The organism is Polaromonas sp. JS666 (genome assembly GCF_900103405.1).
In the GTDB taxonomy this organism is placed as follows: domain Bacteria; phylum Pseudomonadota; class Gammaproteobacteria; order Burkholderiales; family Burkholderiaceae_C; genus Polaromonas.
Genome location: NZ_FNHX01000011.1, coordinates 57,322 through 83,453 on the forward strand (window position 1 = coordinate 57,322; position 26,132 = coordinate 83,453).

Consider the following 26,132-nt stretch of genomic DNA (forward strand, 5'->3'; position numbering starts at 1 on the left):
AGTCCTTTCAGGTTGGGTGTGTGTTTAAGGGGTCAGGCCGCTAAGGCCTGTTAAAGCCGGTTCGGGCGGCAGCTGCGTCAGCACTTCGTCATGGGCTTCGCCGGGGCTGTGCAGCGCGATAAAGCGCTTTTCGCGCTCGTAGGGGAAAACGTCGTGCACATGGCCGGCCTGGATGCGTGCCTGGTGTTTTTGCCAGAAGTCGGCGTCCAGCAGGTTGGCGTGGTGTTTCATGAAGACCTCGCGCACCGCGTCATTGCCGAGCAGGAAGGGCTCGAAGGTTTCGGGGAACACGTCCTTGGGGCCGACGGAGTACCAGACCTCACCGCTCATCTCGTCTTCCTCGTTGCGGGCGGCGGGCACCTTGCGGAAGTTGCAGTCGGTGATGTATTCGATCTCGTCGTAGTCGTAGAACACGACCTTGCCGTGGCGCGTGATGCCGAAGTTCTTCCAGAGCATGTCGCCGGGGAAGATGTTGGCGGCCACCAGGTCCTTGATGGCGTTGCCGTACTCGACGACGGCGCGCTCTATCTGGTCCTTGGCGGCGGGCTCGTTGACGCCGGCGTCGAAGGCTTCCTGCAGGTAGATGTTCAGCGGGATCATGCGGCGCTCGATGTAGACGTGCTTGATGATGACCTCGGTCTGGCCGTCGCCGTCGCGGTCGCTGATCTCGAGCTGGCTGGGCGCGAATTTTTCGATCTCGGCGATGAGCTCGTCGTCGAAGCGGTCGCGCGGGAAGGCGACCTCGCTGTATTCCTGGGTGTCGGCCATGCGGCCCACGCGGTCGTGCTGCTTGACCAGCAGGTACTTGCCCTTGATCTGCTCGCGCGTGGTGTCTTTCTGCGGCGGATAGTAGTCTTTGATGACCTTGAAGACGTAGGGGAAGGACGGCAGGTCGAACACCAGCATGACCATGCCCTTGATGCCGGGCGCGATGCGGAACTTGTCGGTGGAGTGCCGCAGGTGATAAAGGAAGTCGCGGTAGAACAGCGTCTTGCCCTGCTTGGCCAGGCCCAGCGCGTTGTAGATTTCGGCGCGCGGCATGTGCGGCATCATGCTGCGCAGAAACTGCACATAGGCCGAGGGAATGCCCATGTCGACCATGAAGTAGGCGCGCGCGAAGCTGAAAAGAATCAGCAAATCGTCTTCGCCGAACAGCGCCGCATCTATGACCAGCTTCCCGGCCTTGTTGTGCAGCACCGGCAGCGCGAAGGGCACTTCGTTGAAGCCGTTGATGATCTTGCCGACGACGTAAGCGCCCTTGTTGCGAAAGAACAGGCTGGTCAGGACCTGGATCTGGAAGTTGGCGCGCAGCTTGACGTCGGCAAAGCGCTCGCTGATGGCCTCGAGCACATAGCCGGCATCGCGCTCCAGGTCGTCAAACGGCAGGCGCAGGTCGAAGTCGCGCACCAGCTGCAGCAGCACATCGCGCATGTTGTCGCGCGTGGGGTAGTAGGCACGGTAGGTGGGCTGGGCGGTGGGCTCTTCGTTTTCGATGTACTCGGTGCTGACGGCCGGGCGCACGAAGATGAAGTCGTTCTGGAAGTAGCTGCGGTGCAGTATCTTGGTGGTGACCGAGTTGAAAAAGGTCTCGGCGAGTTCGGGCTGGTGGTGGTTAACCAGCAGGCCTATGTAGTGGAGCTTGACCTGCTGCCAGACATCCATGGGCTGCTCGCCGGCCTTGAACTCGCGCTCCAGCCGGGTGGAGGCTTCGCGCACGCGCAGGTCGTAGAACTCGATGCGCTCGCGCTGGGCGCGCTGCTGGCCGTGCCAGTCGGCCGTTTCAAAGCGGTGCTTGGCGCGCGCGGATTCGGTGCGGAACAGCTGGTAGTGGCGGTTGAAGCCGTCCATCATCGCCTTGGCGATGTCGTAGGCGATGCTCGAGTCCAGGCGCTGGGGGAACATGGCGGCCGGCCTTTGTTAGACCAGTTGCTGCTGCGTGCCGCCGCCCACGCGGGCCATCCACACGTCCCAGACGCGGTCTATGGCCTTGCTGTAGAGCATGTCGAGCTGCTCGGGCCCGGCGACGCTCATCTGCAAGTCCTGCAGCAGGCCGTCGTGCACGCCGAAGGCCCAGCCATGCACGGTGACCTCCTGGCCGCGCGCCCAGGCGTCGACCATGACGGTGCTGACCGAGACGTTGACGACCTGCTCGATGACGTTGATGTCGCACAGGGCCTGGGCGCGCACGTCCTCGGGCAGGCTGTCGAGCAGCTGGCGGTGGCGATGCCGCACGTCCTGGATGTGGCGCAGCCAGTTGTCGGCGAGACCAATGCGTGCGCCTTCGAGTGCGGCCTGCACGCCGGAGCAGCCATAGTGGCCGACGACCATGATGTCTTTCACCTTGAGGCGCTCGACGGCGAACTGGATGGCCGAGAGCGCGTTGAGGTCGGAGTGCACGACGATGTTGGCGACGTTGCGGTGCACGAATACCTCGCCGGGCTCCAGGCCCGTGATCTGGTTGGCGGGTACGCGGCTGTCGGAGCAGCCTATCCACATGTACCTGGGCGTCTGCTGCTTCACCAGGCCGGTGAAGAAGCCGGGCCGTTCGGCCTCCATCTGCGCGGCCCAGGCACGGTTATGGGCAAAAAGGTCTTGGAGAGAGGTGGTCATGGGGGTATTTTCACCTGCCGGCGGGAATGCCGTCCGGGAGGCGGCTGAAATCATTTTTCATCGATTGCCTTCGGCTTCAAAAGCGATTTTTCGGCCAGGCATTTTTCCCTGAAGTCGGTGGCGAGCTCGTCGCTTTCGGGGCCGGGTGGGCTGCGGTCCGGCCCGGCTTTCACGATGGATGCGTCGGCCAGCAAAGGGCCTTCGCCGGAAAAATCGCAGACAAAGCGGTAGTCGCCGCCGGCGGACGAGGCTTGCAGCATCTTTCGGGTGAGATGCAGCTTGCCGTCCTGGTAACACCATCGCTGCACTTCACCGTCACCTTTGACCAGCCCCGCCAGGCAGCGCTCGCCCTGGCTTTCATAGAAGTCGGCCGCACCTTTGCCGAAAAGGGGATACAGGTTCCTGAAGTTGGGCGTGGCTCCTCGCGAGTACATCAGCTGCTGGGCGGGATAGGGGTTTGCTCCGCCGTGAAGGTACTCAAACAGGGTGAGGTTTCCCAGGCTTTTCCATTTGAACTGTTCGCAGGCCGTGTGATGCGCCAGGCCCTTGGCGCTGAAATGCAGGGTGTCGTCAAGCTGGATGCTGGCGCTGGAGCCATCCTGCAAGGTAAGGCCCACGGTGTAGGCCACAAAACTGCCCTCCAGGGCGAGCTCGTTCCCGCTCGGTTCCCCGATTCTTGAGCCTTCCACAAGAACGTTCGTCACCTTTCCCCGCAACGATTCGGGGACAGGGCATTCGAAGCTGGCGTCCGCTTCGACAGACGCGGCGTTGCTGGGCACGGGCTCGTCTTTCTCGCACGCGCCGAGAAGCGCGGCAAGCGCGAGCACAAGAACCCATTTCGCGCTCTGATGTATCACCGGCATGGGCACCGGCCTCACATGGTCTCGGCGAACAGTTCCCGCCCTATGAGCATGCGGCGGATTTCGCTGGTGCCGGCGCCGATTTCATAGAGCTTGGCGTCGCGCCAGAGGCGGCCCAGCGGGTATTCGTTGATATAGCCGTTGCCGCCGTGGATCTGCAGGCCTTCGCCGGCCATCCAGGTGGCTTTTTCGGCGCACCAGAGGATGACGGAGGCGCAGTCCTTGCGGACCTGGCGCACGTGCTCGACGCCCAGCAGGTCGAGGTTTTTGGCGACGGTGTAGGCGAAGGCGCGGCCGGCCTGCAGCACGGTGTACATGTCGGCGACCTTGCCCTGGATGAGCTGGAACTCGCCGATGCTCTGGCCGAACTGCTTGCGGTCGTGGATGTAGGGCACGACGCTGTCCATGACCGACTGCATGATGCCCAGGGGGCCGCCGGTGAGCACGGCGCGCTCGTAATCCAGCCCGCTCATGAGCACCTTGGCGCCGCTGTTGAGGCCGCCCAGGATCTGGCTGGCGGGCACCTCGACGTTGTTGAAGACCAGCTCGCCGGTGTGGCTGCCGCGCATGCCGAGCTTGTCGAGCTTTTGCGCGACGGAAAAGCCCTTCATGCCTTTTTCGATCAAGAAGGCGGTGACGCCGCGCGCGCCGAGTTCGGGCTCGGTCTTGGCGTAGACCACCAGGGTGTCGGCGTCGGGGCCGTTGGTGATCCACATCTTGCTGCCGTTGAGCAGGTAGTAGCCGCCCTTGTCTTCGGCTTTGAGCTTCATGCTGATGACGTCGCTGCCGGCGCCGGGCTCGCTCATGGCAAGAGCCCCCACGTGTTCGCCGCTGATGAGCTTGGGCAGGTATTTTTTGCGCTGCTCGTCGCTGCCGTTGCGCTTGATCTGGTTGACGCAGAGGTTGCTGTGCGCGCCGTAGGACAGGCCCACGGAGGCGCTGGCGCGGCTGATCTCTTCCATGGCGATCATGTGGGCCAGGTAGCCCATGTTGGCGCCGCCGTACTCCTCACCCACGGTGATGCCGAGCACGCCCAGCGCGCCCATCTTGGGCCAGAGGTCCATGGGGAACTGGTCGCTGCGGTCGACCTCGGCCGCGCGCGGGGCGATCTCGGCCTGGGCGAATTCGCGCACCGCGTCGCGCAGCGCGTCTATGTCTTCACCGAGCTGGAAGTTGAGTCCGGGCATATTGGTCATGGTGGGCGTCCTTTTGAGGGCTGGATGGTCGGGATTGTTGGGATCGGGGGGTCAGTAGGTCTTGGGCACGGGCACCAGGGTCTGCTGCATCAGGGCGCAGGGGCTTTGTTTGCCGTCGGGGGCAAAGTGCGTGACCTCGGCGGTGGTGACGATGATGCGCTTGCCGGCCCTGGCGACGCGGCCCAGGGCGCGCAGCTCGCCGTCCCGGAAGGCGGCCATGAAGTTGATCTTGTATTCGACGGTGGTGACTTCGCTGTCTTCGGCGGCCACGGTGAGGGCCGCATAACCGCCGGCGATGTCGGCCAGCGCGCCCATGGCCCCGCCGTGAAAGCTGCCCTGCTGCTGGGTCACGTTGTCCGACCAGGGCAGCGCCACTTCGCACAGGCCCGGTTCCACGCGCAGCAGGCGCGCGCCCAGGTGCCGCATCAGGCCCTGGCGCAAAAAGCTGGCTTCGATGCGGCGGAACAGCGCGGAAGGGGCGGCGGATACGTCCATGGGGTAGCCCTTTGCAGGATGGAAGGCGGTGAGGTGTCGGTTTTGATTGACGTTTACGTAAACGTCAATTATGGCGTATTTGCGGGCCAGCCGGTGTTTGACCCGGCAAGCCTTGCGGAAATCACCGAAGCGGCCCCTGGCGGCCGCACCGGCGCCGCGCTCAGGCGGCCTTGCTTTTTTCGGCCTTGCCGAGCAGGGCCTTGGCTTCTTTTTCGTGGGTGCGGATTTCGTCGAGGTTGGCCTGCAGGTCCATCAGCTGGGCCTCGAGCTTTTTGCGGTGCTCGCCCAGCACGGCCAAAAACTTGCGCAGCTGCGGCGCGGTGTCGCGCGGGCTGTCGTAGGAGTCGATGATCTCCTTGGCCTCGACCAGCGACAGCCCCAGGCGCTTGGCGCGCAGCGTGAGCTTGAGCCGGGTGCGGTCGCGCGCGGTGTAGACGCGGTTGCGGCCGCCCGCCCCTTCGCGCTGCGGCTGCAGCAGGCCCATGTCTTCATAGAACCGCATGGCGCGCGTGGTCAGGTCGAACTCTTTTGCCAGGTCGCTGATGGTGTAAGTGGTGGCCATGGTGGTGGGTGAAGTCCTGTGCAAACGGGGGCGACAGCGCGAAACAGGCGCGGTCCCTACAATGGCTGAACATGACGTTTACGTAAACGTCAAATATACCGTGAATATTGCCATGAACCTCCTTGAACAGCAACTCCACTACCCCTTCGGCGACACCCTGCCCGCCTCGGGCGCGACGCTGGAAGTGGCGCCCGGCGTGAAGTGGATTCGCATGGCCCTGCCCTTCGCGCTGGACCACATCAACCTGTGGCTGCTGCGCGACGAGATGGACGACCCGAACCAGGCGGGCGCCAGGATCCAGGGCTGGACCATCGTCGACTGCTGCATCAGCCGCGAGGAGTCCAAGGCCCAGTGGGAGGAAATTTTCGCTACGCAACTCGAAGGCCTGCCGGTGCTGCGCGTCATCGTGACCCATATGCACCCCGACCACATCGGCCTGGCGTACTGGCTGTGCGAGCGCTGGTCCTGCAGGTTGTGGATCAGCGCCACCGATTACCACTCGGCACGCATAGGCTCGCAAAGCACCACGGGTTTCGGCGGCGAGAGCGCCGCGCGCTTTTTTGCCTCGCACGGCCTGGTGGACCCGGAAGCCATCGAAAAAATCCGCGGACGCGCCAGCTACTACCCCGGCATGGTGCCTGCGGTGCCGGCCAGCTATGTGCGCATCATGGACGGGATGACGGTGCGCATAGGCGGGCGCGACTGGCGCTGCATCAGCGGCTACGGCCACGCGCCGGAACATATCGCGCTGCATTGTGAACAGACCGGCACGCTGATCAGCGGCGACATGGTGCTGCCGCGCATTTCCACCAATGTGAGTGTCTACGACCTGGAGCCCGAGGCCAATTCGCTCACGCTGTTCCTGGACTCCATCGACAAATTCCTGCCGCTGGACAAGGACACGCTGGTGCTGCCCTCGCACGGCAAGCCCTTTCGCGGCCTGCACACCCGCGTAGGCCAGCTGCACGACCACCACCGCGACCGCCTGGCCGAAGTCATGCAGGCCTGCGAAGCAGCCCCCTGCAGCGCCGCCGACATCCTGCCCATCATGTTCCCCCGCAAGCTGGACCTGCACCAGACCACCTTCGCCATGGGCGAAGCGGTGGCGCATTTGCATGCGTTGTGGTTCCAGAAAAAGCTTGCGCGCCGGCTGGATGCCGACGGTATTTACCGGTTCAGTAGCGCCGTTTCGGCGTAGCGGCCGGAACTAGGGTAGCGAGTCTCCACATCAGCAAGGGCCGCGGAACTGGCTTTGCCAGGCCGCAGGCGCAGCGCCCCCGAGGGGCTGGAGCCCGCGGCTCCAAGCCTGCCTGCGCAGGCTTGGACGGGCGACAGAGGCGAAGCGTCTCGCGAGCCGCGGCCTGCAAGGCCTCGCGCATTACACGCAGCCGAAGGCGAAGTGAAAAGCGTGGGGGCCTAATGCCTCCATTTGCGGTTGGCAGTGACCAACGCCGTGACATAACCATGCAGCCAGTCAAAGTTGATCGGCTTTTGCAGCAGGTGGGCTTCGGGTGGCAGGCCGCCGCGGGCCTTGACGGCTTCGGGCGCCAGGCCGCTGATGACCACGATCTGCATGTCGGCGAGCTGCAGGTTGCGCTTGCAGGCCTTGAGCATTTCGATGCCGTCGACGCCGGGCATGGACAGGTCGGTGATCAGCAGGTCGGGCCGCATGCTCGCGATGTCCATCATGGCTTCGAGCGCCGACGGCATCCAGGTGCAGTCGACCGGCAGGTCCCAGTCCTCGAACTGGCAGCGATAAAGCTCGCGGGTGTTTTCGTCGTCTTCCACCATCAGCACGCGCAGGCGGTGCTTGGGGTCGGTGTCGGCCCGCGAGAGTTGCGGGCTGTTCTTGGCCAGGTAGGCATTGATGGACTGCAGCGCGATGCGGCGATGGCCGCCCAGCGTTTTCCAGGCTTCGATCTCACCTTTTTCCACCAGCGATTGCACGGTGGCGACAGACAGGCCCAGCAGCTTGGCCGCGTAGCTGGTGCCGCAGTAATCCTCGCTCGAGAAATCCGAAGCGGTGATGGCGGCCTCGAAAGACTTGGGTTCACGCATGATCAGTCTCGTAAAGGATTGTTTTTGGCATTTTTCGCATTTTAATCAATTCGATGTATCAAACCCTAGTAAAAACAGCAGAAAAGACGTTAAAACACACTTCAACCACGGTAATTAATCCCGCCGAAGACACATTGCGTCACATCAGGACACATCAGGACGTTTGCGGGGTTTTCGGCAGGGTGAAGAAGAAGGTCGCGCCGTGGCCCGGCGAGGACTCGGCCCACAGCCTGCCGCCGTGGCGTTTGATGACCCGGCTGGAGGTGGCCAGGCCTATGCCGGTGCCGGGAAACTCCGACGCGGCGTGCAGGCGCTGGAAGGGGTTGAAGAGCTTGTCGGCGTAGGCCATGTCAAAACCAGCGCCATTGTCGCGCACGAAGTACACGGGAAGCCCCGCGGCGTCCTGCGTGTGGCCGACGGTGATCTCGGTCACTCCCTCGTGGGAGCTGAACTTCCAGGCATTGCCGAGCAGGTTTTCCATGACCACGCGGACCAGGCGCGCGTCGCCGTGCGCCCTCAGGCCTTTTTCGATGGTGATCACCGCCTTGCGGTCGGGGTCGCGCGCCTGCCAGTCGTCCATGATGCTGTGCGCCAGGGCCGACAGGTCCACCGACTTGTTGCTCAGCGGCGCGCGCGAGACCTGCGCCAGCGACAGCAGGTCTTCGATCAGCTGCCCCATCTGCGCCACCCCGGCCTGGATGCGCGACAGGTAGTGCGAGACCTTGTCGCCGGCATTGGCGCCCAGCTGCTTGGCCAGCAGGCGGCTGAAGCCGTCCACGGTGTTGAGCGGCGAGCGCAGGTCGTGCGACACGGAATAGGAAAACGCCTCGAGCTCGTGGTTGGACAGGCGCAGCGCGGCCTCGATGGCCTTGATCTCGGTGATGTCGGCGTCTATGCCGACCCAGAAAGCCACCCGGCCCTGCTCGTCGATGACGGGCGAGGCGCGGTAGGACATGGTGTGGCAGCTGCCGTCACGTGCCAGCACGCGGCGTATGCCCATGAAGGGCGCCTGCGCGGCCCTGGCGGCCTCCCAGGTGGCCTTGACCTCGGGAAGGTCCTCGGGGTGGATGACGGAGAACCACTGCGTGCCGGTCCAGTCCTCGAGCTTGCCGCCCACCAGCTCGAACCAGGCGCGGTTGAAGTAGGTGGCCGCGCCGTCGGGGTTGATGGTCCACACCACCTGGGGCGCCTGTTCGGCCAGCCCGCGGAACAGGGCCTGCTGGCGCTCCAGCTCCAGCGTGCGCTCGGCCACCTTGCGCTCCAGCCCGGTGTTGAGCTGGCTGACTTCCTCCAGCAGGCGGGCGTTCTCGATGGCGATGGACGCCAGCTGGGCCAGCTCGAGCGCGACGTATTCGTCCTGCTGCGTGAACTCGCCTTCGTACTTGTCGGACAGCTGCAGCAGGCCGATGTTGCGGCCGTCGCGCCCGGTCAGCGGCACGGCCAGCCAGCCGCGCATGGCCGGGTGTTTGTCGGCATAGCTGCCGAAACCGCGCCAGCGCGGATGGGCTTCGAGTTCGGCCTGCGTCATGCGCATGGAGCGGTTGGTCTGGCAGACCATGGCGTAAATGCCGGTGCCGTCGGGCGGCTCGATCAGGTCGCGGTACTTCGCGTATTTGTCGGACAGGGACAAGGCGTTGATGGCCTGCTTCCAGTCGCTGTTCACGGTCAGGCTGACGATGGACTGGTGGGCGCCCACCACGCCCCTGGCCTGTTCGGCCACCTCGTGCATGGTGCCTTCCAGCGTCTGGTGCCAGGTGATGGCCTGGGCGGCGTCGGCCGCGCGCTGCAGGGTAAAGAGGTGCTCCTGCACATCGCGCTCGGCCTTGAGCTGGGCCGTGACGTCCATCGCCAGCACAAAGCGCGCGGGCACGCCGGCGTACTGGATGGGCCGCGACACCGCATGGGCGGAAAAGATGGAGCCGTCCTTGCGGCGGTGCTGCCATGAGCCTTTTCTTTCGACCGAGTTGTCGCTGAGCGCGCGCTCCAGGCGCGCGTGCTCGGCCTCGGGACGGATGTCGAACAGGGTCATGCCCAGGAATTCCTCCACCGAGTAACCGTAGCTGTCCACCGCCGCCTTGTTGACGTTGAGGAAACGCGAGGTGGCGACGTCAAACACCCACATGGGCACCGGCGCCATCTCAAAGAGGGCGGCATAGCGCTGCTCGCTGTCCACCAGCGCCTGCTCGGCCCGCTTGCGCTGGGTGACGTCGCGCTCGACCGCGACCCAGTGGGTGTACCGGCCTTTGGCGTCGGCGATGGGCACGATGTCCAGGTCTACCCAGAACTCCTCGCCGCCCTTGGTGTAGTTGATCAGTTCGGCGCGCACCGGCTGCCATGCCTGCAGCGCGGCGCGGATGCGGTCCAGTTCGGCACGCTGCGTCTTGGGGCCCTGCAGCAGGCGCGGCGTGCGGCCCAACACCTCCTCGCGGGTGTAGCCGGTGCGGCGCTCGAAGGCATCGTTGACAAAGACGATGCGCGGGCCCGGCGCGTCAATGGGCCCGGCCTCGGTGATCAGCACGATGTCGTTGAGGCGGGCGACGCAGGACTCCAGCAGGCGCAGGTGCTCCTGGGCCTGGTGCTGCTCGGTGATGTCCTGCAGCACGCCGACCAGGCTCACGACCTTGCCGTCCCGCTGGAGCGCGCGGCCGCGCGTGCGCACCCAGATGCGCCGGCCTTTCTCGGTGATGAGCGGCAGCTCCAGGTCCCATGGCGTGCCGTGAAGAAAGGCGGCTTCGGCCGCGGCCCTGACGATGGGCTGCGCCTCCGGCGCATAGGACCGGATCGCCTGCCCTATGCTGAGCCTGGCCCCGGGCTCCATGTCATGGATGCGGTAAATTTCCTGGGACCAGTAGGGCGCCATGGTGTCGGCCTGGACTTCCCAGCCGCCGATTTTCGCGAGCTCGCCGGTGCGGTTGAGCAACTCGGTGCCGCGGGCGATTTCGAGTTCCGCCTGCTTGCGGTCGGTGATCTCCTGGAGCACGCCGGAGCGGCGCGGCCCCTGGCCCGGCTGGCCGTCCTGCGGCCCATGGGCACGGCCCACCAGGTGGATCCAGCGCAGCTCGCCGGCGGCCGTGATGATGCGGAACTCGACGTCCAGCGGCAGGCCGGCCGCCACGGCGGCGTCGCGCCTGGCCTTGAAGTCCTGGCGGTCGCCGGGATGGATCAGCTGCAAAAACGAATCGCGGTTGGTGGCAAAGGTCGCCTTGTCCACCCCCAGCACGTCATAGACCTCATCGGACCACCAGGTCTCTTCGCTGCGCACGTCAAGCTGCCAGTAGCCTATGCGCCCCAGGCGCTGGGCATCCTGCAGCCTGCGCTGGATGGCCTCGCTGTTCGCCAGTTCCGCCTCCAGGGCCCCGCGGTGCTTCTGCAGGGATTCGGCCATGCGGTTAAAGCCTTCGGCGATCCGGGAGAATTCCCCGCCGTCGTCGGACGCCGTGACGGGGATGCGCACATCCAGCCGCCCGTCCTGGATGCACCGGGTCGCCTCCAGGATGTTGCGCGTGGGGACCACGATGGCGCGCCCGCCCATCATCCAGGCGAGCAAGCCGCTCAGGAAAGCCAGCAGGGACAGCACGCCCAGCTCCAGCCACAGCTGCCGCTGGGTGGCGCCCACCACCAGGTTGTGGTCCAGGCTGACTGCCACAAAAAAAGCCTCGCTGAGGTTGCTGCTGCTGGGCGTATAGGCCCAAAGCCGGCGCTTGCCCGCGCCGTCCGGGCCATCTGCCGTGCCGACCCGCATGCCTTTGATCGCTTCGCGCAGCACCGGGCTGGCCGCCTTCTGGCCGATACGAATCGGCAGGGACGGCCGTCCCGCCAGCAGCACGCCGTTGCGGTCGTGGATGCCGAGCGCTGCGCCGGGCGGCAGGTGAATACTCTCCACCGTCTTCGCCATTTCGCCCAGGTCCACCGAGGCATAGGCCACGACCACGACCTGTCTCTCGCGGTCCAGCAGGGGCAGCGCGAAGGTGATGGAGGGTATGCCCGTGGCGCGGCCCACGATGTACTCGCCGGTCACGAATTCGCGGCGCGCCACGGCCTCGCGGAAATAGGCACGGTCGCCCAGGTAGTTCAGCGTCGAATTGGGAATCCCGTTGCACAGGGCCCGGCCGTCCATGCCCACAACGCCCAGGTTGGCATACAGCGGGAACAGCCGGTTCAACTGCACCAGGTAGGCGTCGCAACGGCCGCCCCTGCCGCCCTTGACGTTCTTGCCGTCCTCTCCGCTCAGCAGTTCGGGCGCATGGACGACGGCGGTGAGCACCTGGCGCGCCGTCTCGGCCAGCTGCTGCTGGTTGGAGGCCGCCAGCGAGGCCGCGAACTGCAGGTCGGTCATGGCTCGCTCGACGGCGACATCGGCGTTGTAGACGGCCTTGAAGATGGACAGTCCGAACAGCGGAACAATCGCGGCCAGCACCAATATGACGAGGCGGGTCCGCAGCGTGATCTGAACCTTCATCGCGGCCATCGCTCAGGAGCCCGCCCGGGCCGCACAGGCGGCCCGCCCCGCGGGCGTATCAACCGGCCGCGATCGATTCATTGACATCCAGCCAATAGGCCTGGAGCCGCTGGAGTTTTTCCGTAAGGTCTCCGAAATCGACGGGCTTGCGCACAAAGCCATTGGCGCCGGCCTGGTAGCACGCCACGATGTCGGAGCGCTCGCTCGAGGATGTCAGCATGACCACCGGCACCAGGGCGGTGAGCGGGTTGCCGCGCACGCCACGCAGCACGTCCAGCCCCGAGAGTTTGGGCAGCTTCATGTCCAGCAGGATGAAGGAAGGCTGGCGCTGCGTGTCGCGCCCCGCATGGGCCCCCTGCCCGAACAGGTAGTCCAGCGCCTGCACGCCATCGCGGGCGACCGCGATCTCGGCCGTCACGCCCTGCTCCTCCAGAGTCAAGACAGTCAGCTCCAGGTGGTCGGGGTTGTCTTCAACTACGAGTATGAGCTTGTCGTTCATGGAGGTGCTTTGGAGGTACGACATCAAGTCCCTGGTGTTTTTGGCATTTTTGATATTTTTGATATTTTTGTCATATTAACAAGTAACGCCAAGCTGTACTACTTTGTTATCGCCGATTCAGCCCCCGGCAACGGCTTTGCCCTGCGCCGCCCTGGCACCCCCACCTGCCTACCAGCGCGGGATCGCCTCGTCCTTGAGCTGGCCGCGCAATTCAGCGTAATCGGGCACGATGGTGCGCACGGTATCCCAGAAGCGCGGGCTGTGGTCCATGACGCGCAAATGGCTCAGTTCATGGACCACCACGTAGTCGATCACCGATTGCCGGAAATGGACCAGCCGCCAGTTCAGCCGGATGGAACCGTCGGCGCTGGCGCTGCCCCAGCGCGTGCCGGCGCTGGAAAGGCTGAGCTTGTGCCACTGCACGCCAAGCTGCGGCGCAAAATGGTTGAGCCGCTCGATGAAGATGCGCTTGGCCTGGCGCATCAGCCAGGCCTGCACGGCATCGCGAATCTGCTCGGCCGAAGCGTTGTGGGGCAGGCCCACGTGCAGCGTCATCTGCGCCACGCCGGGCAGCATGTCGCCGGCCGAGCCCTCGTTGCCCTGCAGCAGCACCTCGGGAGCGCGGGTCTTGAGTTCGGCACCCACGCCGCCGAAGGCGTGCCGCGGGTCTATCACCACAATCACCTGCTCGCCCAGGAACGGCAGGGTGGTGCCGTCCTTCCAGTCGATGCGCGCGGACTCCATGCGCTGGTGGCGTTCGCGGGTCTCCTGCAGCTTGGCAAGTATCCAGCCGGATTTTTCCAGCACGGCCTTGTCGATTTCATACAGCGGCACCCATTTAGGCGCGCTCACCGTGAGGCCGTCGGCGCCGGCCGAAAAACCTATGGTCTTGCGTTTGCTGCGCCGGAATTCATAAGCCACCAGGATGCCGTCCAGCACGGTCTCGCGCGTGGCGCGCGGATGGCGGAAAGTGGCCGGGGCCAGGGCCTGCCGCAGGGTCTGCGCAGGCAGCTGCGGCCCTATGAACTCGGGCTCGGGGGCCGCTGGCGGCCGCGGGGCGGACGTGGGCGGTTTTCTGGGGCGCGGCTTTGCCGGTGGTTTTGCACTTTTCGGGTTTGCAGCGCGGGGCGGCGGCGCGGGATGGGCGTCAAACAGGTCGAGCGTGAACTGGAGAAGCCGTTGCATCATGGCAGTTTAGCGCGGCGTGATGATAGGCGCAGGCACCGCTCAGGTATTGGCGGCGGCGCCGGCGTAGGCCTCGGGATCCAGACGATGCATTTCGGACTCTATCCAGGCCTCCACCTCGCGCATCAGCTCGTCCGGCTGCCGGCCCGCGCTGGGGATGGGCTTGCCGATGGAGATGTCGACAATGCCCGGCGTCTTGATGAAGGCCTTGCGCGGCCAGCATTTGGCCGAGGTGACGGCAATCGGAATCACCGGCGCGCCGGTTTCGATCGCCAGGCGCGTGCCACCGGATTTGTAAATGCCCTTCTGGCCGCGCGGGATGCGCGTGCCTTCGGGAAACATGATGACCCAGGTGCCCTGCGCCATCAGGCGCTTGCCCTGCACCACAACCTTGTTGAAGGCCTGGGCACGCTGGCTGCGGTCGATGTGAATCATGTCCATGCGCGCCATGGCCCAGCCGAAGAAAGGCACGTAAAGCAGCTCTTTCTTGAAAACATAGGCCAGCGGATGCGGCATCAGGGTGGGCATGCACAGGGTCTCCCAGGTGCTCTGGTGCTTGAGCAGCAGCACGGCGGCGCTGGTCTCGCCCGTGGGCAGGTTTTCCATGCCCGTCACCCGGTTCTTGATGCCCAGGATGACGGTGCCGCCGCTGACCGCCACACGCAGCCAGCCCGCGCACATCCAGTACATGGTGGTGCCGCTGACAAACAGGGAGGCGATGATCACGAAGATGGCCCAGGGGACGACCGTGACGGCCATCCACAGAAGGTGCAGGACGGAGCGGATGAAGGGCATGGCGGGTTCCGGCTATCAGGTCAGGTGCTAAGGGGCGAAAAGGTGTTCCGCGGGCTTGGGGTTCAGACGGCCATCGGCAGCGGCCGGGCGCTGCGTTCCAGCAGGAAATCGGCAAAAGCCGCCAGGTCCGCATGCAGCGTGGTGCCGGCCGGCAGGCCTTCCGGCTGGCCGCCGGCCCGGTACCGGGCCGACTTGCCGGTGAGCACCAGGTGCGGCTCGCAGCCCGCCGCAGCGCCGGCCTGCAGGTCGCGCAGCGAATCACCGACCGTGGGCACACCCGCCAGTTGCACGCCGAAGCGCGCGCCTATTTGCTCGAAGAGGCCCGGCAAGGGCTTGCGGCAGGTGCAGCTTTCCTCGGGGCTGTGCGGGCAGTAGAACACCGCGTCGATACGGCCACCGACGGCGGCCAGCATCTTGTGCATCTTGGCATGCATGGCGTTGAGCGATGCCACGTCGAACAGGCCGCGCCCCAGGCCCGACTGGTTGGACGCGATCACCACATGCCAGCCCGCGTGGTTAAGCCGCGCGATCGCCTCCAGCGAACCGGGCAGCGGCAGCCATTCGTCCGGCGTCTTGACGAAGTCGTCGCTGTCGCTGTTGATGGTGCCGTCGCGGTCGAGGATGACGAGTTTCATGGGGATTGCTTCCGATCAGGTCGCGAGCTTGGAGAGGTCGGCCACGCGGTTCATCGCCTGGTGCAGCGTAGCCAGCAAGCCGAGGCGGTTGGCACGCAAGGCCGGATCTTCGGCATTGACCATCACGCCGTCGAAGAAGGCATCGACCGGCGCTTTGAGAGCCGCCAGGGCCTGCAGCGAGGCGGCATAGTCGCCGGACGCAAAAGCCGCCTCGGCCTTGGGCGCCACGGTTTTCAGGGCCTCGGCCAGGGATTTTTCGGCTGCTTCCTGCAGCAGTTCGGGCTTGATGGCCGCCTCGACGGTGCCTTCGGCCTTCTTGAGGATGTTGCCGACACGCTTGTTGGCGGCCGCGAGGGCCGGCGCTTCAGGCAGCGCGGCAAAAGCGCGCACGGCGGCCAGGCGCTTGGCGACGTCGCCCAGGCGCTGGGGTTTGAGCGCCAGCACGGCGTCGACCTCTTGCGCGCTGTAGCCCTGCTCACGCAGGGAGCCGGCCAGGCGGTCGTAGATGAAATCAACCAGGGCGACGGAGGCGTCCTGGATCTTGTCGCCGAACACCGGCTGCGCGCCTTCGACCAGTTCGGCCAGGCCCAGGGGCAGGTCTTTTTCGACCAGCATGCGGATCACGCCCAGCGCATGGCGGCGCAGCGCGAACGGGTCCTTGTCGCCGGTCGGCAGGTTGCCGATGCCGAACATGCCGACCAGGGTTTCCAGCTTGTCGGCCAACGCGACGATCAGGCCCACGCTGCCGCGCGGCAGCTCGTCGCCGGCAAAACGCGGTTTGTAGTGGTCTTCAATCGCATCGGCCACCTCGGCGCCCAGGCCGTCGTTGAGCGCGTAGTAGCGGCCCATGGTGCCCTGCAGCTCGGGGAATTCGCCAACCATGTCGGTCACCAGGTCGGTCTTGGCCAGTTCGGCGGCGCGCTGCACGCCGGCCACATCGGCATTCAGGCGCTTGGCGATGGTTTCGGCAATCGCGCGCACGCGCTGCGTGCGCTCGCCCTGCGTGCCCAGCTTGTTGTGATAAACCACCTTGCCCAGGCCTTCGACGCGCGAAGCCAGGGTTTTCTTGCGGTCCTGGTCGAAGAAGAACTTGGCGTCGGCCAGGCGCGGGCGCACCACGCGCTCGTTGCCGCCAATCACCGCGCTCGCGTCGCTGGGGCTGATGTTGCTGACGACCAGGAATTTGTTGGTGAGCTTGCCCGCGGCGTCGAGCAGCGGGAAGTATTTCTGGTTGGCCTTCATCGTGAGGATCAGGCATTCCTGCGGCACGCCGAGGAATTCTTTCTCGAATTCGCAGACCAGCACATTGGGGCGCTCGACCAGCGCAGTGACTTCGTCGAGCAGCGCGTCGTCCTCAATCGCATTGACGCCACCGCCGACCTTGGCTGCCGCCGCCGCCAGCTGCCTGGCGATTTCGGCCTTGCGCTCGGCAAAGCTGGCGATTACTGCTCCATCCTTCTGCAGCGTTGCGGCGTAGCTGTCGGCGTCTTTGAGCAGCACCGGGTCCACGGCGGCCTCAAAGCGGTGGCCGTGCGTGCTGTTGCCGGCCTTCAGGCCCAGCGCCTCGATGGCCACCACCGTGCTGCCATGCAGCGCGACCAGGCCGTGCGCCGGGCGCACAAACTTCACGTCGCTCCAGCCGTCGGCCAACTGGTAGGTCATGACCTTGGGAATCGGCAGTTTGGCAATCGCTTCGAGCACGGCTTTTTGCAGGCCCTCGGCCAGTGTCGCGCCCTTGACGGTACTGTCGTAAAACAGCGCCTCGGCCTTGCCGTCAGGCGCACGCTTGAGGCCGGCGACCGCCGACGCGTCGGCGCCCAGGGCCTGCAGCTTTTTGAGCAATGCGGGCGTGGCATTGCCGGAGGCGTCCAGCCCCACGGCCACGGGCATGAGTTTTTGCGAAGCGGCTTTGTCGGCCGCCTGCCCGGCCACCGCCGTGACATGCGCGGCCAGGCGGCGCGGCGAGGCGAAGGCGGTGAGCGCCGAAGCGCCGGCCGTCAGGCCCTGTGCCTTGAGCTGCTCGAACAGCACACCGGCAAAAGCATCACCGAGCTTTTTGAGCGCCTTGGGCGGCAGCTCTTCGACAAACAGTTCTACGAGAAGGTTTTGGGAAGCGTTCATTGGTTTTTTCGGGAATGTCGGAGCGCAAAAATTGCCAGGGCCGCGGCCATCAGCGGCAGCCAGATGGTTTGGACTTCATTGAGCAACACGTCGGCGCCGCGTTGCGTGAAAAATCGGGAAAAAGCGACCGGCGAAACCTCAACAGGCCGCCAGGGGCTGAAAAACCGCTGTTCAGAGAAGGGCCAGTACAGCGGTATGGCCACACCGCCGTTGGTGAGGGTGTCCAGCAACGGGTGCGAAAACATGCAAAGCGCTATCCAGGCATAGCCTTGCCACGGCGCGAGTTTCCAGTGCCGCGCCAGCCAAGCGCCGATCAGGCCTGCAAGGAGCGCAAAGCCCAGGGTGTGGGTAAAGCCGCGGTGGCCCCAGATGCCACCGTAGTGGATGCCGAGCTTGAAAGCGATGCCGTCGAAGTCGGGAAGAATGGCCGCGACCATGCCCGCCGCCAACATGGAAGGCGGTATCCGCTTGCTGCCCAGGGCCACGGCGGCGGCAATGGGAACGGCAATATGGGAAAAGATGGTGGGCATAGCGGCGAAATTCGGTGAAGGCGAAAGCCTCAGGCTGCCTTCTTCGCCATTTGTTCCACCCACTCGCGCGGCGCCATCGGGAAACCCAGGCGCTCGCGGCTTTCGTAATAGCTTTGCGCCACGGCGCGCGCCAGGTTGCGGATGCGGCCTATGTAGGCGGCGCGCTCGGTCACGCTGATGGCGCCGCGCGCATCGAGCAAATTGAAGCTGTGCGCGGCCTTGAGCACCTGCTCATAGGCTGGCAGGGCCAGTTGCACCTCAATGAGGTGCTTGGCCTGCTTTTCATGGGCGCTGAAGGCGGTGAACAGGAAATCGGCGTCGCTGTGCTCGAAGTTGTAGGTGGACTGCTCGACCTCGTTTTGTTTGTAGACGTCGCCATAGCTCAGTTTGGAGCCGTCGGGCCCTTCGGTCCAGACCAGGTTGTAGACGTTGTCCACGCCCTGCAGGTACATGGCCAGGCGCTCCAGGCCGTAGGTGATTTCGCCGGTGGCGGGCTTGCAGTCTATGCCGCCGACCTGCTGGAAGTAGGTGAACTGCGTGACTTCCATGCCGTTGAGCCAGACTTCCCAGCCCAGGCCCCAGGCGCCTAGCGTGGGGTTCTCCCAGTCGTCCTCGACGAAGCGGATGTCGTTTTTCTTGAGGTCAAAGCCCAGCGCCTCGAGCGATCCGAGGTAGAGCTCCAGGATGTTGGCGGGCGCGGGCTTGAGCACGACCTGGTACTGGTAGTAGTGCTGCAGGCGGTTGGGGTTCTCGCCGTAGCGGCCGTCCTTGGGGCGGCGGCTGGGCTGCACATACGCGGCTTTCCAGGGCTCGGGGCCCAGCGCGCGCAGAAAGGTCGCGGTGTGCGAGGTGCCGGCGCCGACCTCCATGTCATAGGGCTGCAGCAGCGCGCAGCCCTGGGCGTCCCAGTAGGACTGCAGCTTCAAGATGATTTGCTGGAAAGTGAGCATAGGAATGGGTTCAGGACAAAAGCGCGGCGCCTGTGCAGGCGCCGGAAAGGCAAGGCCGCATGGGCGGCAGTGCTAAACCGTTCATTTTACGCGGCGACGGCGCGCGGGCGCCGCGGCGGCCGCCTCGGGCGGCACATACCAGGCGGGCCCGGCCTTGAAGGCCTCGGCCAGGAAATCCACCATCACGCGGACCTTGGCGCTCAGGTGGCGGCGGCTGGGGTAGACGGCCAGCACGTCGGTGTCGGGCACGTGGTAGCCGGGCAGCAGCGGCACCAGGCGCCCTTCGCGCAAATCCTCGCCGACCAGGAAGGCCGGCTGCCAGATGATGCCCTGGCCGGCCAGGGCCGCCTCGCGCGCCGTGTCGCCGTTGTTGGCATGCATGATGTAGTTGACCCTGACCTTGTGCGGGCGCGCCTGTTCGTCGACGAAATGCCATTCATTGGCGGTGGCCGCATAGGTGTAGCCCAGGCAGCGGTGCGCCGCCAGGTCGGCCGGCACCCGAGGGCTGCCGTGCCGCTTCAGATAGGCGGGCGCGGCGCAGACGATGTTGCAGGAGGTGGCCAGCTTGCGCGCCGCATGGGTGGCGGGCCCGGCGCGCGAGATGCGGATGGCGAGGTCATAACCCTCTTCGACGATGTCGACCACGCGGTCGCTGAGCGCGATGTCGAGTTCCACGCCGGGATAACTTTGCATGAAGCGCGGCCACAGCGGCGCCAGCTGGCGTATGCCGAAGCTCACGGGCGCGTTGATGCGCAGGCGCCCGCGCGGCTGCAAGGTGGCCGACGAGGCCAGCGCTTCGGCGTCGGCGACTTCCTCGAGGATGGATTTGCTGCGCTCATACAGCGCCTCGCCGCTTTCGGTGAGCGAGAGCCTGCGCGAGCTGCGGTTGAGCAGGCGCGTGCCCAGGTGGGCCTCAAGTTCATTGATGTAGCGCGTGACGTTGGCCGGCGAGGTGTCCAGCGCATCGGCCGCGCGCGTGAAACTGCCGCGGCCCACCACGGCGGCAAACACCTCAAAAGCTCGCAAACGGTCCATAACGGCGTCTCCAGTGCTTGATATTCATAAAACCTGAATGATTAAAACACTTTACAGGCCTTCTTGTTAGAGAACATGAATCGTACATTGAACCCATCGGCAAGCCAGAAGGCTCGCCGAACCAGAAAACCCTTTCAACAAACGACTCAAGGAAACTGACATGACCACCGCACAAACCTCCTCCTTCACACCCCGTTTTGCCAACAAGACCGTGCTCGTCACGGGCGGCAACAGCGGCATCGGCCTGGCCACCGCGCTGCAATTCGCCGCCCAGGGCGCCCGCGTCGTCATCACCGGCCGCGACGAGGCCACGCTGGAGCAGGCCAAAGCGCAACTCGGCGAAGGCGCCATCGCGCTGCGCAACGACGCGGGCGAACACGCCGCCGCCCAGGCGCTGGCCGGCGCCCTGCGCGCCCAAGGCATCACGCTGGATGCGGTCTTCATCAACGCCGGTGTCGCGAAGTTTTCGCCGCTCGAAAGCGTGGACGAAGCGCTGTGGGATCAGACCTTCAACATCAACGTGAAGGGCGCCTTCTTCGCGATCCAGGCGCTGTCGCCGCTGCTGAACACGGGCGCGGCCGTCATCCTGAACGGCTCCATCAACGCCCACATCGGCATGCCCAACTCCAGCGTCTATGCGGCCAGCAAGGCCGCGCTGATTTCGCTGGCCAAGACGCTGTCGGGCGAGCTGGTGGGGCGCGGCATACGCGTCAACGTGGTGAGCCCCGGCCCGGTGACGACACCGCTGTACGGCAAGCTGGGCGTGCCCGCCGACCAGCTGGATGCGCTGGCCGCCGGCATCCAGGCGCAAGTGCCGGTCAAGCGCTTCGGCACGCCCGATGAAGTGGCCAGCGCGGTGGTTTACCTCTCGTCGCCCGACGCCGCCTTCATTGTGGGTACCGAATTGATCGTCGACGGCGGCATGAGCCAGCTCTAAGCCCATCAAAAAAGGGCGATGCCGTTACCGGCATCGCCCTTTTTGTCTTTACGCCCCGCAGAGGCTCAGTACTGCCAGAAGATGCGCTGCAGTTCCTTGCTGTCCACGTTCTTCGTGAGTGCCACGGCCGCCAGGATGCGGGCTTTTTGCGGGTTCAGGTCGTGCGCGACCACCCAGTCGTATTTGTCGTCGGGCTGCTCGGCGTTGCGCAGCACAAAACCTTCGGGCACGCGCGAGGAGCGCACCACCTGTATGCCCTTGGCGCGCACTTCCTGCAGCGCGGGAACGATGCGGTCGGCCACCGAGCCGTTGCCGGTGCCGCCGTGGATCAGGGCCTTGATGCCGGTCTTGGCGACGGCGTCCAGGGCGGTGCGCGAGACGTTGCCGTAGCCGTAAACGATTTCCACAGGCGCCAGCGCGTCGAAGTCGTCGATGTTGAACTCGGACTGCGCGGTGTGGCGCTTGACGGGCGCGCGGAACCAGTAGTTGTTGCCTTCAACCACCATGCCCAGCGGGCCCCACTGGCTCTTGAAGGCCTCGGTCTTGATGTTGATGGTCTTGGCGACGTCGCGCCCGCTCTGGATTTCATCGTTCATGGTGACCAGCACGCCCTTGCCGGCCGCATCCTTGCTGGCGGCCACGCTGACGGCGTCAAACAGGTTGAGCGCGCCGTCGGCCGACAGCGCCGTGCCAGGACGCATGGAGCCCACCACCACGATGGGCTTGCTGGTGCGGATCACGAGGTTCAGGAAGTAGGCGGTTTCTTCCAGCGTGTCGGTGCCGTGGGTGACGACGATGCCGTCCACGTCGGACTGCTTGACCAGCGCCGAGATGCGCTTGCCCAGCTTCATGAGGTTGTCGTTGGTAAAGCTTTCCGAGGCGATCTGCGAGACCTGCTCGCCTTTGACGTTGGCGATGTTGGCCAGCTCGGGCAGGCCGGCCAGCAGTTTGTCGACCGGCACTTTCGCGGCGGCGTAGGTGGCACTGTTCAGGGCCGAAGCGCCGGCGCCGGCAATGGTGCCGCCGGTGGCCAGGATCACGACATTGGGTTTGCCGGTGGTTTGGGCCAGCACGGAAGCTGGCGTGCCCAGCGCGGTGAAGGCGACGAGGCCAAGCCCGGCGCCCATTTTCAGGAGGGTGGAAGCGATTTGCATGAGATATCCCAGGAAAGTGAAATAGTTCTGCCGGGTCGCGACCGAAGGGCACCTGTGAAAAAGTGTCAATACCTTTGCTCGCGTCCCGATGTCTCCTCCGGCACCAGGCCAAAGGTGGCTCATCGTAGCCAGACCATCGGAAAGCGGCGATGCATAATGTAACGAGGGGTGTGACTAAAACTCACACCCCCACGGCAGCCGGCCTTTTTTGCCGCGCCGGCACCCGGCACAACGATGAACCTCAGGCAACTTGAAGTCTTCCAGGCCGTCATGCAGACGGGCAATATGAGCGCCGCCGCGCGGCTGATCTGCATCACGCCCTCGGCCGTCAGCAAGACCATTGCGCACACCGAGCTGCAGCTGGGCTACAAGCTGTTCACGCGCGGCAAGGGTTCGCTGGCGCCTACGCCGGAGGCGCGGGTGCTGTTTGAGGAGTCCGCGCAGATCCACCAGAAGCTGGACGGGCTCAAGCGCATGGCCGTCAACCTGCGGCAGGCGGCCGACGGCCAGGTGCGGCTGGCGGCCATCCCCTCCATCAGCCACGAATTTTTACCGCTGGTGCTGGAGCGGCACATGGCGCGCCATCCGCGCGTGCGCGTTGAGGTGCGCACCCTGCACCAGGACCAGATGGTGCAGGCCCTGCTGACGCGCGGCGTGGACTTCGCGCTGGGCTTTTATGAACACCCGCACCCGCTGCTGACCAGCAGCACGCTGGTGAGCGGGCCGCTCTACCTGGCCGTCACGCGCGAGATCTGGCAGCGCGCGGTGCGCGCGCGCCGGCAGAACCCGATGTCCTTCCTGGCCGGCATGCCCTTGATCAGGCTGGTGGGCGAGGACCCGATGTGCAGCTCGATCGACGAGCTGGCCCGCCACCTGGGCCTGAGCGCCCCGGCGGGCCTGCAGGTGCAGACCTCGCGGCTGGCGCTGGAACTGGTCAGGCGCGGCATGGGCTGGACGGTGGTGGACTTTCTCACGGCCAGCAACCTGGACCCGGCCTCGCTGACGGCAGTGCCGCTGCATGAGTTCGCCCATGCGCCGCTGCAGATGTACTTCGCCACCAGCACGCCGCCGGGACAGGATGCGCTGCGCATGCTGGAGATGCTGCCTGACCTTTTACACGGCGTGATGGCATCAACCGGCTGAGCCACCCCGTCGGACGCCCTGAGTTCGCCCATTCAGCAGGGGCCGCGGAACTGGCTTTGCCAGGCCGCAGGCGTCGCCCCTGGAAGGGGGAAGGCGCTACACGCAGTGAGCGTCCGACGGGGTAAACCTATCTAGCGACGGCGGAACAAGAGTGCCAGAACTGCGATACCCAGGCCCAGGCCCCACAGCGGCCACAGGCCATAACGCGACACCCACTCGGCATAGGGCGTGATACCGTTGCGGCCCTCGACCTCGCCGACCAGCACGCCGCGCGTGTGGCGCTCCAGCGAATACGTGACCTTGCCGGTATGGTCGATGATGACGGTGGCGCCGGTGTTGGTCGCGCGGATCATGGGGCGGCTGAATTCGAGCGCGCGCATGCGCGAGATCTGCAGGTGCTGGTCTATCGCCACGGTGTTGCCGAACCAGGCGATGTTGCTGACGTTGACAAAAATCGTGGGCGCCTGAGCCGGGTCGGCAAAACGCGCGCCCAGCTCTTCGCCGAACAGGTCTTCGTAGCAGATGTTGGGTGCCAGCCGCTGGCCTTTCCATTCAAAAGAAGCCTGGCCGACCGCGCCGCGGTTGAAGTCGCCCAGCGGGATGCGCATCATGTTGATGAACCAGCGAAAGCCAGGCGGAACGAACTCACCGAAAGGCACCAGGTGGTGCTTGTCAAAGCGGTAAAGCTCGGGCTGCCCCGGCTTGAAGCCGACCACCGAATTCGCATAACCGGCCTGGGGGCTGCCCACGGGCATGCCCACCAGCGCCGCCTGCTGCCCCGTGGCAAAGCGCGACTGCAGCGCCCGCCAGTAGCCGTCGGGCAATTGCATGGGCAGCAGGGGAATGGCGGTCTCGGGCGCCACCACCAGCGGCGTCCTTGCGTCGCGCAGCTGCTGGCCGTACCACTGCAGCGCGGTGGCCACGCCGGTGCCGCTCTGGAATTTTTCATTCTGCGGGATGTTGCCCTGCAGCAGCGTGACCTGCAGCGGCTCGGCGGCCGCGGTGGAGCCCGCCGCCCCCGGCAAGGCGCTTTGCACCGGCAGGTAGGACAGGACGAAACCGGCCAGCACGATGGCGATCGCGGTCGCCCACTGCATCCGGGAAGCGCGCAGGGCCATGGCCAGCCAGGCGGCGGCCAGCGCCGCCAGGAAGGTGATGCCGTGCACGCCCACCCAGGCCGCCAGCGGCCGGGCCCAACCGTCCACATGGGCGTAGCCGCCCTCGCCCCACGGAAAGCCGGTGAAGAATTCAACGCGGGCCAGCTCGGCCAGCAGCCACAGCGAGGCGAACACCAGGGCGCGCGGCAGCTTGCGACGCGGCGCCAGGCGCACAAAAAGCGCGCCCGCCGCGGCGTAGTACAGCGACAGAAAGGCCGCCAGCAGCAGCACGGCCAACACCGTCAGCGGCGCGGCCAGCCCGCCGTAGAAGTGCATGGAAATGAACAGCCACCAGAAAGTGCTGCACAGCATGGCCGTGCCGAAGGCGACGCCCAGCCAGGCGGCGCGTTTCATGGAGCGGCAGCTGTCGATCTGCGCGGCGAACAGGAACATCGCCAGCAGCTGCATGCCCCCCAGGGGTTGGCCCTGTATGAAGCCGAAATCAAAGGGCCAGGCCATGCTGGCGGCATGCAGGCAGCCGGCGATCAGCACCATGGCCAGTTGGAAGGGCGAGAAGCCCTTGCGCGGCGGCAGGTTGCGCGCGTGCTCGAGCAAGGCGGGCAAGGTCGGCAGGTGGGACATCATGCTGTGGATCGAGTCCCGTGCCATATATTGCCCTCTTTACTTTATTGTGTGTGTCGTCAGACGCCGGCGGATACCGGCGATACCTTGAACCAGCGCACCGCGCCACCCTTGGTGTGCAGCACCGTGAATTGCAGGCCGGCCAGCGCGTAATGTTCGCCGCGCTTGGGCACATGGCCCATCTCGTGCGCCACCAGCCCACCTATGGTGTCGAAATCGGTTTCCGGCAAGGTCACGCCGAAAGCCTCGTTGACACGCTCTATCGAGGTGTCGCCGCTGACCCGGTAGGTGTGGTCGCTCAGGCCGAAGATGTCGCCCTCGTCCTCGGCAATGTCGAATTCATCCTCGATCTCGCCGACGATCTGCTCGAGCACGTCTTCAATCGTGATCAGGCCGGCCACGCGGCCGAACTCGTCGATCACGATGGCCAGGTGGTTGCGGTTGCCGCGGAACTCGCGCAGCAGGTCGTTCAGGCCCTTGCTTTCAGGCACGAAGACGGCGGGGCGCAGCAAGGCCTTGATATTGAGTTCAGGGGCGCGCTGCAGTTTCAGCAAATCCTTGGCCATCAGGATGCCGAGGATGTTTTCCTTTTCGCCTTCGTAGACCGGAAAGCGCGAGTGGGCGGTGTCTATGACCAGGTGCAGCAACTCGTCGAAAGGCGCGTCGATGTTGATCACGTCCATGCGCGGCGCCGCCACCATGACGTCGCCGGCCGTCATGTCGGCCATGCGGATCACGCCCTCGAGCATCTCGCGGCTCTGGGCGCCAATAACGTCATTGTCCTGGGCCTCCACCAGGGTTTCGATCAACTCGTCTTTCGAGTCGGGACCGGGGTGGAGCATTTCAGCGAGCTTTTGCAGAAAGCCTCGCTTGTCTTCTGGCCTGGAAGACCGACTGGGGGGAACGTCGGACACGTGATGGCGGTCGGTAGTTGTGAAGGGGGTAAGGATAGCTGAAATCTTTGATGGTGAGGGTGGGGCGGGACGGTTTACAGGAAATTTCTCCTGCCAACCTTTTGTGACTGGGGCTGTGATGCTAGTTATTTGATAGCAAATGAGTATTGAGTTGGGGGTGAACGAAATCTTTGGTTGTAGTAGCTGAGCCGGGTCTTGCGCCGGCGGCGCGCGGGGTTTGCTCATTTCGCGCAGCGAGGTTACGCAAACCCCGCG

At 65.2% G+C, this 26,132-nt stretch carries 22 protein-coding genes; 3 read left to right on the forward strand and 19 right to left on the reverse strand.

Annotated features, from left to right (window positions below; translation table 11 throughout):
* Positions 1–24: 24 nt before the first annotated feature.
* From aceK to BLQ85_RS20605, 6 genes are all read right to left on the reverse strand, one after another.
* The gene (aceK, locus tag BLQ85_RS20580; protein WP_074579830.1) at positions 25–1,902 is read right to left on the reverse strand and encodes a bifunctional isocitrate dehydrogenase kinase/phosphatase; all 1,878 of its coding nucleotides are present in this window, start codon (positions 1,900–1,902) and stop codon (positions 25–27) included.
* Positions 1,903–1,917: 15 nt separating this feature from the next.
* On the reverse strand, positions 1,918–2,610 hold the full coding sequence (gene can, locus BLQ85_RS20585; RefSeq protein WP_007867400.1) for a carbonate dehydratase: 693 nt from the start codon (positions 2,608–2,610) through the stop codon (positions 1,918–1,920).
* 50 nt (positions 2,611–2,660) lie between these two features.
* Entirely contained in the window at positions 2,661–3,479 is an 819-nt protein-coding gene (locus BLQ85_RS20590) for a hypothetical protein (protein WP_139201077.1), read from the reverse strand.
* A 5-nt stretch (positions 3,480–3,484) separates the two neighbouring features.
* Positions 3,485–4,666, reverse strand: a complete 1,182-nt coding sequence (locus BLQ85_RS20595) for an isovaleryl-CoA dehydrogenase (RefSeq protein ID WP_007867398.1) — start codon at positions 4,664–4,666, stop codon at positions 3,485–3,487.
* A gap of 51 nt (positions 4,667–4,717) precedes the next feature.
* Positions 4,718–5,161, reverse strand: a complete 444-nt coding sequence (locus BLQ85_RS20600) for a PaaI family thioesterase (RefSeq protein WP_074579832.1) — start codon at positions 5,159–5,161, stop codon at positions 4,718–4,720.
* 160 nt (positions 5,162–5,321) lie between these two features.
* On the reverse strand, positions 5,322–5,723 hold the full coding sequence (locus BLQ85_RS20605) for a MerR family transcriptional regulator (protein ID WP_074579834.1): 402 nt from the start codon (positions 5,721–5,723) through the stop codon (positions 5,322–5,324).
* A 112-nt stretch (positions 5,724–5,835) separates the two neighbouring features.
* Here BLQ85_RS20605 and BLQ85_RS20610 point away from each other — a divergent pair, with 112 nt between their 5' ends.
* Positions 5,836–6,921: an MBL fold metallo-hydrolase gene (locus tag BLQ85_RS20610; RefSeq protein ID WP_074579835.1), complete on the forward strand. Its 1,086-nt coding sequence runs from the start codon at positions 5,836–5,838 to the stop codon at positions 6,919–6,921.
* Between the two features lie 218 nt (positions 6,922–7,139).
* Here BLQ85_RS20610 and BLQ85_RS20615 read toward each other — a convergent pair whose 3' ends face one another.
* The 10 genes from BLQ85_RS20615 to BLQ85_RS20660 all read right to left on the reverse strand — a co-directional run bounded on the left by BLQ85_RS20615 (position 7,140) and on the right by BLQ85_RS20660 (position 19,990).
* Complete coding sequence (locus tag BLQ85_RS20615) at positions 7,140–7,781, reverse strand: response regulator (protein ID WP_007867389.1); 642 nt, start codon at positions 7,779–7,781, stop codon at positions 7,140–7,142.
* Positions 7,782–7,935: 154 nt separating this feature from the next.
* Positions 7,936–12,240: a PAS domain S-box protein gene (locus BLQ85_RS20620; protein ID WP_175456163.1), complete on the reverse strand. Its 4,305-nt coding sequence runs from the start codon at positions 12,238–12,240 to the stop codon at positions 7,936–7,938.
* A gap of 58 nt (positions 12,241–12,298) precedes the next feature.
* Complete coding sequence (locus BLQ85_RS20625; RefSeq protein WP_074579839.1) at positions 12,299–12,739, reverse strand: response regulator; 441 nt, start codon at positions 12,737–12,739, stop codon at positions 12,299–12,301.
* A gap of 168 nt (positions 12,740–12,907) precedes the next feature.
* Positions 12,908–13,927 (reverse strand): M48 family metallopeptidase, encoded by a 1,020-nt coding sequence (locus BLQ85_RS20630; RefSeq protein ID WP_074579841.1) that lies wholly within the window; start codon positions 13,925–13,927, stop codon positions 12,908–12,910.
* A gap of 39 nt (positions 13,928–13,966) precedes the next feature.
* Positions 13,967–14,719 carry a lysophospholipid acyltransferase family protein gene (locus tag BLQ85_RS20635; protein ID WP_074579843.1) on the reverse strand — a complete coding sequence of 251 codons (753 nt, stop codon included), beginning with the start codon at positions 14,717–14,719 and terminating at the stop codon, positions 13,967–13,969.
* A gap of 62 nt (positions 14,720–14,781) precedes the next feature.
* On the reverse strand, positions 14,782–15,354 hold the full coding sequence (gene gmhB / locus BLQ85_RS20640) for a D-glycero-beta-D-manno-heptose 1,7-bisphosphate 7-phosphatase (RefSeq protein ID WP_074579844.1): 573 nt from the start codon (positions 15,352–15,354) through the stop codon (positions 14,782–14,784).
* 15 nt (positions 15,355–15,369) lie between these two features.
* The gene (gene glyS, locus BLQ85_RS20645; RefSeq protein WP_074579845.1) at positions 15,370–17,475 is read right to left on the reverse strand and encodes a glycine--tRNA ligase subunit beta; all 2,106 of its coding nucleotides are present in this window, start codon (positions 17,473–17,475) and stop codon (positions 15,370–15,372) included.
* On the reverse strand, positions 17,472–18,005 hold the full coding sequence (locus BLQ85_RS20650) for a metal-dependent hydrolase (protein WP_074579846.1): 534 nt from the start codon (positions 18,003–18,005) through the stop codon (positions 17,472–17,474). Before BLQ85_RS20650 ends, glyS begins: the two co-directional genes overlap by 4 nt.
* A 29-nt stretch (positions 18,006–18,034) precedes the next feature.
* Positions 18,035–18,955 (reverse strand): glycine--tRNA ligase subunit alpha, encoded by a 921-nt coding sequence (gene glyQ / locus BLQ85_RS20655; protein WP_074579848.1) that lies wholly within the window; start codon positions 18,953–18,955, stop codon positions 18,035–18,037.
* Positions 18,956–19,036: 81 nt separating this feature from the next.
* Positions 19,037–19,990 carry a LysR family transcriptional regulator gene (locus tag BLQ85_RS20660; RefSeq protein WP_074579850.1) on the reverse strand — a complete coding sequence of 318 codons (954 nt, stop codon included), beginning with the start codon at positions 19,988–19,990 and terminating at the stop codon, positions 19,037–19,039.
* 160 nt (positions 19,991–20,150) lie between these two features.
* Between BLQ85_RS20660 and BLQ85_RS20665 the strand changes: the two genes are divergently transcribed.
* Positions 20,151–20,927, forward strand: coding sequence for an SDR family oxidoreductase (locus tag BLQ85_RS20665; RefSeq protein ID WP_074579851.1), 777 nt, complete (start codon positions 20,151–20,153; stop codon positions 20,925–20,927).
* 65 nt (positions 20,928–20,992) lie between these two features.
* Here BLQ85_RS20665 and BLQ85_RS20670 read toward each other — a convergent pair whose 3' ends face one another.
* Positions 20,993–22,081 carry an asparaginase gene (locus BLQ85_RS20670; RefSeq protein WP_074579853.1) on the reverse strand — a complete coding sequence of 363 codons (1,089 nt, stop codon included), beginning with the start codon at positions 22,079–22,081 and terminating at the stop codon, positions 20,993–20,995.
* A 234-nt stretch (positions 22,082–22,315) separates the two neighbouring features.
* Here BLQ85_RS20670 and BLQ85_RS20675 point away from each other — a divergent pair, with 234 nt between their 5' ends.
* Positions 22,316–23,224 carry a LysR family transcriptional regulator gene (locus BLQ85_RS20675; protein WP_074579855.1) on the forward strand — a complete coding sequence of 303 codons (909 nt, stop codon included), beginning with the start codon at positions 22,316–22,318 and terminating at the stop codon, positions 23,222–23,224.
* Positions 23,225–23,355: 131 nt separating this feature from the next.
* On the opposite strand, the gene lnt is transcribed toward BLQ85_RS20675, so the two are convergent.
* Together lnt and BLQ85_RS20685 are read right to left on the reverse strand one after the other, a co-directional pair.
* A complete protein-coding gene (lnt, locus tag BLQ85_RS20680) occupies positions 23,356–24,990 on the reverse strand; it encodes an apolipoprotein N-acyltransferase (RefSeq protein WP_175456164.1) in 1,635 nt (544 codons plus the stop codon).
* Between the two features lie 32 nt (positions 24,991–25,022).
* Positions 25,023–25,805: an HlyC/CorC family transporter gene (locus BLQ85_RS20685; RefSeq protein WP_254806495.1), complete on the reverse strand. Its 783-nt coding sequence runs from the start codon at positions 25,803–25,805 to the stop codon at positions 25,023–25,025.
* Positions 25,806–26,132 lie beyond the last annotated feature (327 nt).